Below are 12,128 nucleotides of genomic sequence, written 5' to 3'. Positions count from 1 at the left end.
GGCAGCGGCGTCGACGACGCGCGGCGCTGGCTCGAGTTCTCGGTGGCCGACCTCGGCAGCGGCATCGGCGAGGAGGTCGCCGCGCGCCTGTTCACACCCTTCTTCACCACCCGCGCCGATGGCATGGGGCTCGGCCTGAGCCTGTGCCGCACCGTGGTCGAGCAGCATGGCGGCGCGCTGATGTTCGAACCGAATCGGCCGCGCGGCACCGTGTTCCGGTTTACCCTCCCGGCCGCGGCCTGACGCCGTCGCCCCCGCTACCTTTTCGATTTCCTTCCCGACCGATATGCAACCGCTGATCGATGGCCTGATCTTCATCGTCGACGACGACGCCAGCGTGCGCGAGGCGCTGGCCTGGCTGCTGCGTTCGCGCCGGCTCGCGAGCGAGCACTACGGCAGCGCCGAGGCCTTCGAGCAGCGCCTGGCCGAAGGCCCGCTGCCCGAGCAGCCGCTGTGCCTGCTGCTCGACGTGCGCATGCCCGGCACCAGCGGGCTGGTGCTGTTCGACCGGCTGGTCGAGCGCGGCCTGCTCACGGCCCTGCCCGTGATCTTCCTGACCGGCCATGCCGACGTGCCGACCGCGGTCGACGCGGTCAAGCGCGGCGCCTTCGACTTCTGCGAGAAGCCCTTTTCCGACAACGCGCTGGTCGACCGCATCGAGCAGGCGCTGCTGCTGTCGCAGGATGCGCTCGAGGCGCGGCGCGCGCGCCGCGGGCTGTCCGACCGCATCGCCGAGCTCACCGAGCGCGAGCGCGACGTGATGCGGCTGGTGATCGAGGGGCTGCCGAACAAGCTGATCGCCGACCAGCTCGCGATCAGCGTGCGCACGGTGGAGGTCCATCGCGCGCGCGTGTTCGACAAGATGGAAGTGAAGTCGGCGGTCGAGCTCGCGAACAAGCTGCGCGGGCTCTGAGCCGCGCGTAAAAAAGCCCTCCGCGAGGGGAGGGCGGGCGATGCGATGACCGGGCCGGTGCTCAGGCCTTCTCGGCCACGAACAGTTCGACGCGGCGGTTCTGCGCGCGCCCGGCCACGGTGCCGTTGTCGGCCACCGGCTCGCGCGAGCCGCGGCCGTCGGTGGTGATGGCGGTGGTCGACACGCCGCGGCCCACCAGGTGGTTGCGCACGCTGTCGGCGCGGCTCACCGAGAGGCGCTCGTTGCCTTCCTCGCTGCCGGTGTTGTCGGTGTGGCCGATCACGCGCACGCTGGCGGCGGTGGCGCTCTTCAGGCCGTCGGCGACCTTGTCGAGTACCTGCGCGAGGTTGCGCTTCACGTTGGCGCGGCCGGTGTCGAACGACAGCTCGTTCGGGATCACGAGGTGCAGCTGGTTGTCGGCCGTCTGCTCGATCACCACGCCGGTGCCCTTGGTGGCGGTTTCCAGGTCGGTCTTCAACGTGGCCAGCCGCGCGGTCCAGCTGTTGCCGGCGGGGGCTTCGGTCTTGGCGGCGGGCGCGGCCCCGTCGGCCGGTGGCGTGGACGACTGCGAAGCGCAACCGGCGACGAACAACAGCACGGCCGCGGCCGCGCTCGAAACAACGAGCTTCCTCATGAATATTCCCTCGGGTGAACCATTGGACAAGACGTGGATATGGGTGCCGGTGGTCCGGCACGCCTGCCTTCCCTGCGGGTGATCGGCCGCCTCGGCGGCCGATCGGTGGTCAGCCGCGCGGTCCGCGCTCGCCGACGTAGATCTCGACGCGGCGGTTTTGCGCCCGGCCCGCGTCGCTGTTGTTGTCGGCGATCGGCTCGTGCGAGCCGCGGCCCTCGATGCGGAAGATAGCCGCGTTCACGCCGCGCGCCACCAGGTAGTCGCGCGTGCTCGCGGCACGGTCGACCGACAGCGGGTTGTTGATGGCGTCGGAGCCGGTGCTGTCGGTGTGGCCGATGATGCGCACCTCGGCGGCCGGGTTGTTGCGCAGGCCGCTGGCGAACTGGTCGAGCACCGGCGCGAAGTTGGGCTTGATGTTCGAACGGCCCACGTCGAAGGAGACGTCGCTCGGGATCGCGAGCTTGAGCTCGTTGTTGGGGGTTTGCGTGACGGCCACGCCGGTGCCCTGCGTGGCGGCTTCCATCTGGCGCTTCTGCGCTTCCATGCGCTGCGACCACAGGTAGCCGCCGAGCGCGCCGGCCGCCGCGCCGACCACGGCACCGGTGCCGATCGCCCCGCGGTTGCCGCCGGTGGCCGAGCCGATGACGGCGCCGCCCAGGGCGCCAGCGCCCGCGCCGATGGCGGTGTTGCGCTGCGTGTCGGACATGCCGCCGCCTGCGCAGCCCGCGAGAACGATGGCGAGCGAGGTGGTGGCGAGTACGAGTTTCTTCATGGCGATCCCTTTCGAGGTTGATTCAAAGCGGGCACAGCTTAGCCTTGCGGCGGCTGAGATGGTACGGCTTCCGAGGCCTCTCTGAAACACCGAAAGCCGTGATAGAGCCCGTGATTGCTCGATCGGTTGCTACCAAAGTAATAGCCGGAAGGGCGTTCTCCGACAGTGCGCGTCGACCCGGGACTGCACGAGCAATTCACGGATGCGGCGGCGGGTCTTGTTCGTCCTTCGCGTCCCTCGCCCCGGGCTCGTCCTCCTCGTGCAACTCGCCCTTCTTGCGGCCCGAGAACATGGTCCACCAGACGATGCCGATGAACAGGAGTCCGGCCGCGAGGGCTTCAAGCAAAATCAAACCCATGAGAAATGGACTCCAGTGGCTGGTTGGGCTCGCGATCGTAGCAACGCTGGCCGGCTGCTCCGTCGGGCCGCGCGTGCCCGACACCCCCGCCCGCCCCCCCGTCGTGCAGCCGCCGCGCGACCTCGGCCCCCTCACCGGATCGATGGCCCATCCCAAGAGCCGCTGGGTGCCCGTCGGCTGGGCCGAGCTGCCGGGCTTCGGCGAGGACCCGCTGCACGAAGCCTGGATCGCGCTGGTGGCGAACTGCTCGCGGCCCAACGCCGCCTTCGCGCCGCTGTGCCGCGAGGTGCGCCAGCTCGCGATCGCGACCCTCGACGAGCAGCGCCAGTGGATGACCCAGCGGCTGCAGCCCTACCGCGTCGAGTCGCTCGCCGGTTCGAGCGAGGGCAAGCTCACCAGCTACTACGAGCCGGTGTACGAGGCCTCGCGCGTGCCGACCGCGCAGTTCAACGTGCCGCTCTATCAGGTGCCCGCGGGCTTCGTGCCGCGCCGTCCCTGGTACACGCGCCAGGAGATCGAGACCCTGCCCGAGGCCCAGGCCGCGCTGCGCGGGCGCGAGATCGCCTGGATGGCCGACCCCATCGACGCGCTGATGCTGCACATCCAGGGCTCGGGCCGGCTGCGCCTGACCGAGCCCGACGGCTCGCAGCGCACCGTGCGCATGGCCTTCGCCGGCACCAACGAGCAGCCCTACCGCAGCGTGCAGCAGTGGCTGATGTCGCAGGGCGTGAGCCGGGTCAGCCGCTGGCCCGACGACACCAAGGCCTGGGTGGCGCAGAACCCGCAGCGCGTGTCGCAGCTGCTGTGGAGCAACCCGCGCTACGTATTCTTCCGCGAGGAGGACCTGAACGAGGTCGACGCCGCCTTCGGCCCGCGCGGCGCCCAGGGCGTGCCGCTGACCGCGGGCCGCTCGATCGCGGTCGACCGCGAGAGCATCCCCTACGGCACGCCGGTGTGGCTGGCCTCGGCCGGCCCGTCGGCGCAGCTGCAGAAGCTGGTGGTGGCGCAGGACACCGGCAGCGCCATCGTCGGCGCGGTGCGCGCCGACTACTTCGCGGGCACCGGCGCCGATGCCGGGCGCTTCGCGGCGAGCATGAACCAGTCGCTGCGCCTGTGGGCGCTGTGGCCGAAGCAGCTGCCGCCGCCTTGAATCCGGCTCGAATCCACCCGGGGGCTCGCAGCCCCCTTTTTTTCGTCCTGCTTGGCGCCGCCACATGGCGGCATCGTGACAACCTTAAAAACGCCTATCGATTGAACCTGACCGGAGGCTGAGTAATTCACGGGACTGTCATTCGTTCTGCCTAACTTCGCGGGCTGGTTACTTTTCCAACCCACGAGAAAGACAGCGCGCATGACCGCACCTACCCGCGACGACCCTTCGTACGATCTCGACGACGTCGGCACCAATCCCAGCAAGAACCCGTCGTTCAACGACCTGATCGCTTCGCGCCTGAGCCGCCGCCATCTGTTCGGCCTGGGCGTCGGCACCGCCGGCACCGCGCTGCTGCAGGCCTGCGGCGGTGGTGGCAGCAATGGTGGGTTCCTGCCCATCGTCCCGCCCCCGCCCGCGCCGGCCCCCCCGCCGCCCGCGCCCCCGGCACCGCTGAAGCTCAACTTCAACCCCGTGGCCAAGAGCCTGGCCGACGTGGTCACCGTGCCCGCCGGCTACACCGCCAGCGTGCTCTTCCGCCTGGGCGACCCGATCGCCGCCGGCGTGGCCGCGTACAAGAACGACGGCACCGACGATCCGGCCACCTACGACCGCCGCGCCGGCGACCACCACGACGGCATGACCTTCTTCGGCATGAACGGCTCGAACAAGTGGGACGCCGCCAATGCGACGCGCGGCCTGCTGGTGATGAACCATGAAGCGATCACGCCGCTGTTCCTGCATCCCAATGGCCAGACCGTGGTCGGCGGCGTGCGCACGGTGGCCGACGAGGTCAAGCGCGAGTTCTACCTGCACGGCGTGAGCGTGATCGAGGTCGTGAAGAACGGCAACGCCTGGAGCTACAAGCAGGACTCGAGCTTCAACCGCCGCGTCCACACGCTGACCGAGATGACGTTCTCGGGCCCGGCCGCCAAGACCGACTACCTGAAGACCAAGTTCTCGACCGACGGCAGCAAGACCCGCGGCACGGTCAACAACTGCGCCAACGGCACCACGCCGTGGGGCACCTACCTGACCTGCGAAGAGAACTGGGCCGGCTATTTCCGCCGCGACGCGAGCACCGACGAGGCGAACCGCAGCCTCAAGGAGCGCAAGTCGTTCAGCCGCTACGGCGTCTCCGGCACCGGCCGCGAACTCTGGGCCACCGTCACGCCCGACACCGCCGACAACCAGTACGGCCGCTGGAACACCGAGTTGCTTGGCGCCAGCGCCACCGTCGACTACCGCAACGGCCACAACACCTACGGCTGGGTGGTCGAGATCGACCCCTTCAACCCCTCGAGCACGCCGAAGAAGCGCACCGCGCTCGGCCGCTTCGGCCACGAAGGTGCCTGCCTCGGCCCAGTCGTCGTTGGCAAGCCGCTGGTCTGGTACATGGGCGACGACTCGCGCAACGAGTACATCTACAAGTTCGTCTCGACCAAGAACTGGGATGCGGCCGACGCCGGTGGCGGCCTGGCCGCCGGCGACAAGTACATGGACGACGGCCGCCTCTACGTGGCGCGCTTCGATGCCGACGGCACCGGCAAGTGGCTCGAGCTCAAGCTCGGTGTCAACGGCATCACCTCGAGCAACACCAACTACGCCTTCGCCGACGCGGCCGACGTGCTGATCAACGCGCGCCTGGCCGCCGATTCGGCCGGCGCGACCAAGATGGACCGTCCCGAGTGGACCGCCGTGAACCCGAAGAACGGCGACGTCTACGTGACGCTGACCAACACCAACGCGAGCTCGCGTCCGATCGGCAGCACCGATGGCGCCAACCCGCGCTTCTACAACGACAAGAAGAACAACGAGACGACGAACCAGATCGGCAACCCGAACGGCCACATCGTGCGTTTCGCGGACGACAACGCCGACCCGGCCGCGCTGAGCTTCAAGTGGGACGTCTACCTGTTCGGCGCGCGCTCCACCGCCGCGGTCGACGTCAACGTGTCGCAGCTCTCGGCCGACAACGACTTCTCGAGCCCCGACGGCATGTGGTTCAGCCACGCCGCCCCGGGCCTGCTGTGGCTGCAGACCGACGACGGTGCCTACACCGACATCACCAACTGCATGCTGCTGGCGGCGCTGCCCGGCAAGCTCGGCGACGGCGGTGCGAAGGTGATCACCAACACCGACGGCACGAAGACGCTGACGCAGAACACCTTCGTGGGCAAGGCACCCGGTACCGACGGCCTGCGTCGTTTCCTGGTGGGACCGAAGGACTGCGAACTGACCGGCATCGCCGAGTCGGGTGACGGCCGTGCGCTGTTCGTGAACATCCAGCATCCGGGCGAGACACCGCCCGCCACCGGCACCACCGACCCGAGCAAGTACGGCAGCCACTGGCCGCAAGGCGGCAATGCCCGCCCGCGCTCGGCCACGCTGGTGATCACGAAGGACGACGGCGGCCTGATCGGCCTCTGAAACCCCGTACCGCGGACCGGCCTCGCCGGTCCGCGGATGGGGCTCCCGAGTGGGAGTGACACGCGGATGTCGTCACATCTGCGTGCGCGGTGTCATGGCCTTGTCATGTGCGATGCACGTCGTCGTCACAGTAGTTAACTAAGGTTCGCGACTGACCGGCAGCGGAGAGAAACAGAGGCTGCACGGTCATCCCACGACACCCCACGACAACTCGGGAGAAATCCATGTCCGATTCCACCAAGGCGCAGTCCGGCGCCTCGCGCCGCCACGCCCTCAAGCTGCTGAGCGCAGCACCGATGCTGCCGCTCGGCGGCGTTGCCTTCCTGACCGCCTGCGGTGGCGGCGGAGGCGGCAACGGCTTCCTGCCCATCGTTCCTCCGGCACCCGCGCCTGCACCAGCACCGGCTCCGGCCGCGCAGTTCAAGTCCGCCGAATTCACCGGCATGGCCGCGCCCACGCTGGCCGACCCGGCCGCCATGGCCACCACCACGGTTGGCTCCACGCTCAAGATCTCGTTCGACAACGGCAGTTCGACCGAATACCGCCTCGCCTACCAGCCCTTCTTCCTGACTGGCGACCTCGTGCCGGACGGCAAGGGCGGCCGGATCCTGGCCGGCGGCTACTACGACATCAAGAACCAGCCGATCCTCGACAAGTCGGTGCCGATCAACACGCGCCAGTTCTATTCCGACAGCCCCGACGGCACCTCGCTGCTGACCGTGCCGAATGCCAAGGTCGACGGCGTCAAGGGCAAGCCGGTGTTCGCCGTGGTCCAGTTCGAATACACCACGCGCGACCTCGCCGGCGGCAACACCTACGGCACGCTGCCCTCGCCGATCGCGGTGCTCACGCTCGACCAGGACCAGACCACCGGCAAGCTCAGCCTGGTGAAGTACCACAACGTCGACATGTCGAGCGCGCACGGCCTGTGGATCACCTGCGGCGCGAGCCTCTCGCCCTGGGGTACCCACCTGTCGAGCGAGGAGTACGAGCCCGACGCGGCCAGCATCTCCACCAACACGATGTTCAAGGCCTACAGCAAGAACGTGTTCGGCGACGAGACCACGGCCAACCCCTACCACTACGGTCACCTGCCCGAAATCACCGTCAATGCCGACGGCACCGGCAGCGTGAAGAAGCACTACTGCCTGGGCCGCATCTCGCACGAGCTGATCCAGGTCATGCCCGACCAGCGCACCGCCATCATGGGCGACGACTACACCAACGGCGGCTTCTTCATGTTCGTGGCCGACAAGGAGAAGGACCTCTCGGCCGGCACGCTCTACGTCGCCAGGTACGACGCGGGCTATTCGATCGACCCGGCCGCCGCCGCCACGAAGATGTCGTGGATCAAGCTCGGCCACGCCACCAGCGCCGAGATCGAAGCCCTGGCCAACACGCTCAAGGCCTCTGACATCCTCGACGTGGTGTACGCCGTGCAGAACGGCAGCAACGACGCCACGCCGCTGACCCCGGCGACGCCGGTCGACGCCAGCTACACGCTGATGTACTGCGACGGCAAGGCCAACTGGGTCCGCCTGAAGCCGGGCATGGAGAAGGCCGCCGCCTTCCTCGAGACCCACCGCTACGCCAACCTCAAGGGCGCGAGCATGGCCTTCACCAAGATGGAAGGCACGACCGTCAACATCAAGGACAAGGTCGCCTATTCGGCACTGCAGAACATCCAGGACTCGATGGTCAGCGGCGGCAAGGGCTGGACCGCCGCCACCAACATCGCGCTGCCGAAGAAGCTCAGCGCGGGTGGCGTGATGGCCCACAACCTCGCGGGCGGCCAGAAGGACGGCGACGGCGCCGCGATCGTCAGCGAATGGGTGCCGACCCAGACCCGCGCGCTGATCGTGGGCGAGGACATCGCGTCCGACACGCTGGGCAACACCTCGAACCCGGACATCATCGGCAACCCCGACAACCTGAAGTTCTCCGAGAAGATGCGCACGCTGTTCATCGGCGAGGACAGCAGCAGCCACGTCAACAACTTCCTGTGGGCGTACAACATCGACACCAAGAAGCTGGCGCGCATCATGTCGATCCCCGCGGGCGGCGAGTCGACCGGTCTGCATGCCGTGGACGAGATCAACGGCTGGACCTACATCATGAGCAACTTCCAGCACCCGGGCGACTGGGGCGGCATCCACTCGAAGGTCCAGGCCACGCTCGATCCGTACGTGCGCGCGAACTACAAGGAACGCTACGCGGCGGCCGTCGGCTACCTCACGGCCGACCCGATCCAGCTGAAGCTCTCGAAGTAATCGGCCCCGCCGAAGAGATCAGGACGGCGCTGTCGGCAACGGCAGCGCCGTCTTGTATCGCACCTGCTTGAGCGCAAAGCTCGAGCGGATCTTCTCGATCCCCGGGATCGGCGTGAGCTGCTCGAGGATGAATTTCTCGAGCGCGGCCATGTCCGCCACCGCGATGCGGATCAGGTAGTCGCTGTCGCCGGTCATCAGGTAGCACTCCATCACCTCGTCGTGCTCGGCGATGCGCTGCTCGAAGTCGGCCAGCGACTGCTTGCTCTGCGTCGTGAGGCTGATCGAGATGAACACGTTGAGGCCGAGGCCCAGCGCCTTGGCGCTCGCGAGCGCCACGTAGCGGTCGATCACGCCCTCGGTCTCGAGCAGCTTCACGCGCGCGAGGCAGGGCGAGGGCGACAGGTGCACGCGGCGCGCGAGTTCCACGTTCGACAACGCGCCGTCGCGCTGCAGTTCGTCGAGGATGCGCAGGTCGATCGCGTCGAGTTGCATGAAATACTGTGATCTGAAGGATTGGCGGCATTTTATGCTGGTGAGCCGTCAAGCTGCGGGCTGCAGCAGTAGCCAATTCTTTTCATGGCGGCTTAAAGTGCCGACATGAACGCCCCGATTTCCGCCGACCAGATCCGTGCCCTGCTGCTCGACGAGGCAGCGCTGTCGCACGACCCCGATCCCGCCGAGACCGCCGAATGGCGCGAGTCCTTCCTCGCGCTGGCGCAGGTCCACGGGCCGCAGCGCGCGCGCCAGATGCTCGATGAACTCGCGCGGCTCGCGCGCCAGCAGCGCATCGGCTGGCAGCCGGAGCTGTCGACGCCGTACGTCAACACCATCGCGGCCGAGGACCAGCCCCCGTTCCCGGGCGACCTGGCCGTCGAGGAGAAGCTGGCCTCGCTGATGCGCTGGAACGCGCTCGCGATGGTGGCCAAGGCCAACCAGGCCTATGGCGAACTCGGCGGCCACATCGCGAGCTATGCGAGCGCGGCCGACCTGTTCGAGACCGGCTTCAACCATTTCTTCCATGCGCGCAGCGCGGCCCATGGTGGCGACCTCGTGTTCTTCCAGCCGCACAGTGCGCCGGGCGTCTATGCGCGCGCCTACCTCGAGGGGCGCCTGAGCGAAGGCGACCTCGCCCACTACCGCCAGGAACTCACCGCGCCCGCCTTCGTCGACGGCAGCGGCGCGCGCGGCCTGTGCAGCTATCCGCATCCCTACCTGATGCCGGACTTCTGGCAGTTCCCCACCGGCTCGATGGGCATCGGCCCGATCAGCTCGATCTACCACGCGCGCTTCATGCGCTACCTCTCCCACCGCAACCTGCTGAACTGCGAAGGCCGCAAGGTCTGGGGCGTGTTCGGCGACGGCGAGATGGACGAGCCCGAATCGATGAGCGCGCTGACCCTGGCCGCGCGCGAGAAGCTCGACAACCTCGTGTGGGTGGTCAACTGCAACCTGCAGCGCCTCGACGGCCCGGTGCGCGGCAACGGCCGCATCATCGACGAGCTCGAGAAGCTGTTCGCGGGCGCCGGCTGGAACGTGATCAAGCTGGTCTGGGGCAGCGACTGGGACGGCCTGTTCGCGCGCGACACCAGCGGTGCGCTGGCGCGCGCCTTCGCCGCCACCGTCGACGGCCAGATGCAGACCTTCGCGGCCAAGGACGGCCGCTTCAACCGCGACAACTTCTTCGGCCAGAACCCCGAGCTCGCGCGCCTGGCCGAGGGCATGACCGACGAGCAGATCGACCGCCTCAAGCGCGGCGGCCACGACCTCGTGAAGATCCATGCCGCCTATGCCGCGGCGGCCGCCCACAAGGGCCGGCCCACCGTGATCCTGGCCCACACCAAGAAGGGCTACGGCATGGGCAGCGCGGCCCAGGGCAAGATGACCACGCACTCGCACAAGAAGATGGGCGAGGTCGACCTGATCGAGTTCCGCGACCGCTTCGACCTGCCGCTGAGCGACGCGCAGGCCGCCGCGATGGACTTCTACCGCCCGGCCGAGGACAGCGCCGAGATGCGCTACCTGCGCCAGCACCGCGAGGCGCTCGGCGGCGCCATGCCGCGCCGCGAGACCGCCTGCGAACCCGTGGCCAAGCCCGAGATCGCGAACTACGCGCAGTTCGCGGTCGCGGCCGCCGGCAAGGAGATGAGCACCACCATGGCCTTCGTGCGCCTGCTGGGCAACCTGCTCAAGGACAAGGCGCTGGGCCCGCGCATCGTGCCGATCGTGGCCGACGAGGCGCGCACCTTCGGCATGGCGAACCTGTTCAAGCAGGTCGGCATCTATTCGAGCGTGGGCCAGCGCTACGCGCCCGAGGACATCGGCTCGGTGCTCAGCTACCGCGAGGCCACCGACGGCCAGATCCTCGAGGAAGGCATCAGCGAGGCCGGTGCCATCGCGAGCTGGACCGCGGCGGCCACCAGCTACAGCGTGCACGGCCTGGCGATGCTGCCGTTCTACATCTACTACTCGATGTTCGGCTTCCAGCGCGTGGGCGACGCGATCTGGGCCGCGGCCGACCAGCGCGCGCGCGGCTTCCTGCTCGGCGCCACCTCGGGGCGCACCACGCTCGGCGGCGAGGGCCTGCAGCACCAGGACGGCAGCAGCCACCTCGTGGCCGCGACCATTCCCAACTGCAAGGCCTACGACCCGGCCTACGCGGGCGAGATGGCCGTGATCGTCGACGCGGGCATCCGCGAGATGATGGTCGAGCAGCAGGACGTGTTCTATTACGTCACGCTGATGAACGAGAACTACGCGCAGCCCGACGTGCCCGCGGGCGCCGAGGCCGACATCCTGCGCGGCTGCTATCGCTTCGGCACCTACGCGCCGGCCTCGGGCAAGGCGAAGAAGAAGGTCACGCTGCTGGGTTCGGGCGCGATCCTCACCGAGGTCGTGAAGGCCGCGCAGCTGCTGGCCGACGAGGGCATCGAGGCCGAGGTGTTCAGCGTCACGAGCTGGAGCGAGCTCGCGCGCGACGGCCTGGCCTGCGAGCAGCGCGCCATCGCTGGCGAGGAGGCGGGCGAGGCCTTCGTCGCGCGCCAGCTCGGCCAGGGCAAGGCGCCGATCGTCGCCGCCACCGACTACGTGCGCGCCGTGCCCGAGAGCATCCGCGCCTTCCTGCCCGCGGGCCGCCGCTACCTCACGCTGGGCACCGACGGCTTCGGGCGCAGCGACACGCGCGCCGCCCTGCGCGGCTTCTTCGGCGTCGACGCGCAGAGCATCGCGAAGGCCGCGCGGCACGCGCTGGGCTGACCCGCCGCACCGGCCGGCCACGCCGAAAGTGGCCGGATCCGTGGGGTCGTTGTCGTTGCGGCCAATCGCGGCGCGCATGACACTGCCGGCATGCAAACGCCGCGCGCCATCGCCTGCACGATCTACCCCGATGTCCAGGTGCTGGACGTCACCGGTCCGCTGCAGGTGTTCGCCTCGGCCAATGTCGAGCTGCAGCGCCAGGGCCGCCCGGCCGGCTATTCGCTGCACCTGCTGGCCGACGCGGTGGGACCGGTGGCCTGCTCGGCCGGCTTCTCGCTGCTGGCCGAGGCCGCGCGCGAGGATGAGGACCCGGCGCGTTTCGACACCGTGCTCGTGCCCGGCGGCTGGG

11 protein-coding genes are annotated in these 12,128 nt (G+C 68.8%); 7 read left to right on the top strand and 4 right to left on the bottom strand.

Annotated features, from left to right (window positions below; genetic code table 11):
• On the top strand, positions 1–243 hold a 243-nt coding region (locus AC27VN_RS18490), incomplete at its 5' end, for an ATP-binding protein (RefSeq protein ID WP_490877463.1).
• A gap of 43 nt (positions 244–286) precedes the next feature.
• Positions 287–913, top strand: a complete 627-nt coding sequence (locus AC27VN_RS18485) for a response regulator transcription factor (RefSeq protein WP_093351399.1) — start codon at positions 287–289, stop codon at positions 911–913.
• 61 nt (positions 914–974) lie between these two features.
• Here the strand turns inward: AC27VN_RS18485 and AC27VN_RS18480 are convergent, their stop codons facing one another.
• From AC27VN_RS18480 to AC27VN_RS18470, 3 genes are all read right to left on the bottom strand, one after another.
• The gene (locus AC27VN_RS18480; RefSeq protein WP_093351397.1) at positions 975–1,547 is read right to left on the bottom strand and encodes an OmpA family protein; all 573 of its coding nucleotides are present in this window, start codon (positions 1,545–1,547) and stop codon (positions 975–977) included.
• Between the two features lie 109 nt (positions 1,548–1,656).
• Positions 1,657–2,319, bottom strand: a complete 663-nt coding sequence (locus AC27VN_RS18475; protein ID WP_057597447.1) for a YiaD family glycine zipper/OmpA-like lipoprotein — start codon at positions 2,317–2,319, stop codon at positions 1,657–1,659.
• 196 nt (positions 2,320–2,515) lie between these two features.
• On the bottom strand, positions 2,516–2,677 hold the full coding sequence (locus AC27VN_RS18470) for a hypothetical protein (protein ID WP_296774930.1): 162 nt from the start codon (positions 2,675–2,677) through the stop codon (positions 2,516–2,518).
• On the opposite strand from AC27VN_RS18470, the gene mltA reads away from it, so the two are divergent.
• The 3 genes from mltA to AC27VN_RS18455 all read left to right on the top strand — a co-directional run bounded on the left by mltA (position 2,676) and on the right by AC27VN_RS18455 (position 8,527).
• Positions 2,676–3,827, top strand: coding sequence for a murein transglycosylase A (mltA, locus tag AC27VN_RS18465; RefSeq protein WP_490877462.1), 1,152 nt, complete (start codon positions 2,676–2,678; stop codon positions 3,825–3,827). The genes AC27VN_RS18470 and mltA overlap by 2 nt on opposite strands.
• 201 nt (positions 3,828–4,028) lie before the next feature.
• The gene (locus AC27VN_RS18460; protein ID WP_490877461.1) at positions 4,029–6,257 is read left to right on the top strand and encodes a PhoX family protein; all 2,229 of its coding nucleotides are present in this window, start codon (positions 4,029–4,031) and stop codon (positions 6,255–6,257) included.
• A 224-nt stretch (positions 6,258–6,481) separates the two neighbouring features.
• On the top strand, positions 6,482–8,527 hold the full coding sequence (locus AC27VN_RS18455) for a PhoX family protein (RefSeq protein ID WP_296792163.1): 2,046 nt from the start codon (positions 6,482–6,484) through the stop codon (positions 8,525–8,527).
• Positions 8,528–8,545: 18 nt separating this feature from the next.
• Here AC27VN_RS18455 and AC27VN_RS18450 read toward each other — a convergent pair whose 3' ends face one another.
• Positions 8,546–9,019: an Lrp/AsnC family transcriptional regulator gene (locus AC27VN_RS18450; RefSeq protein WP_057595886.1), complete on the bottom strand. Its 474-nt coding sequence runs from the start codon at positions 9,017–9,019 to the stop codon at positions 8,546–8,548.
• A gap of 105 nt (positions 9,020–9,124) precedes the next feature.
• Here AC27VN_RS18450 and mdeB point away from each other — a divergent pair, with 105 nt between their 5' ends.
• Together mdeB and AC27VN_RS18440 are read left to right on the top strand one after the other, a co-directional pair.
• On the top strand, positions 9,125–11,779 hold the full coding sequence (mdeB, locus tag AC27VN_RS18445) for an alpha-ketoglutarate dehydrogenase (protein WP_490877460.1): 2,655 nt from the start codon (positions 9,125–9,127) through the stop codon (positions 11,777–11,779).
• A gap of 90 nt (positions 11,780–11,869) precedes the next feature.
• Positions 11,870–12,128, top strand: a 259-nt coding sequence (locus AC27VN_RS18440; protein WP_490877459.1) for a DJ-1/PfpI family protein, incomplete at its 3' end; no start/stop codon positions are given.

It is taken from the genome of Variovorax sp. 20P10.2.4, from assembly GCF_058244205.1.
Note: the sequence above shows the minus strand (reverse complement) of the source record. Positions and strands in the feature narration are given on the sequence as shown.

Coding starts and splice junctions, on each gene's coding strand:
- mdeB (WP_490877460.1), top strand. CDS start 9,125: ATGAACGCCCCGATTTCCGCCGACCAGATCCGTGCCCTGCTGCTCGAC.
- AC27VN_RS18460 (WP_490877461.1), top strand. CDS start 4,029: ATGACCGCACCTACCCGCGACGACCCTTCGTACGATCTCGACGACGTC.
- AC27VN_RS18450 (WP_057595886.1), bottom strand. CDS start 9,019: ATGCAACTCGACGCGATCGACCTGCGCATCCTCGACGAACTGCAGCGC.
- mltA (WP_490877462.1), top strand. CDS start 2,676: ATGAGAAATGGACTCCAGTGGCTGGTTGGGCTCGCGATCGTAGCAACG.
- AC27VN_RS18455 (WP_296792163.1), top strand. CDS start 6,482: ATGTCCGATTCCACCAAGGCGCAGTCCGGCGCCTCGCGCCGCCACGCC.
- AC27VN_RS18475 (WP_057597447.1), bottom strand. CDS start 2,319: ATGAAGAAACTCGTACTCGCCACCACCTCGCTCGCCATCGTTCTCGCG.
- AC27VN_RS18485 (WP_093351399.1), top strand. CDS start 287: ATGCAACCGCTGATCGATGGCCTGATCTTCATCGTCGACGACGACGCC.
- AC27VN_RS18480 (WP_093351397.1), bottom strand. CDS start 1,547: ATGAGGAAGCTCGTTGTTTCGAGCGCGGCCGCGGCCGTGCTGTTGTTC.
- AC27VN_RS18470 (WP_296774930.1), bottom strand. CDS start 2,677: ATGGGTTTGATTTTGCTTGAAGCCCTCGCGGCCGGACTCCTGTTCATC.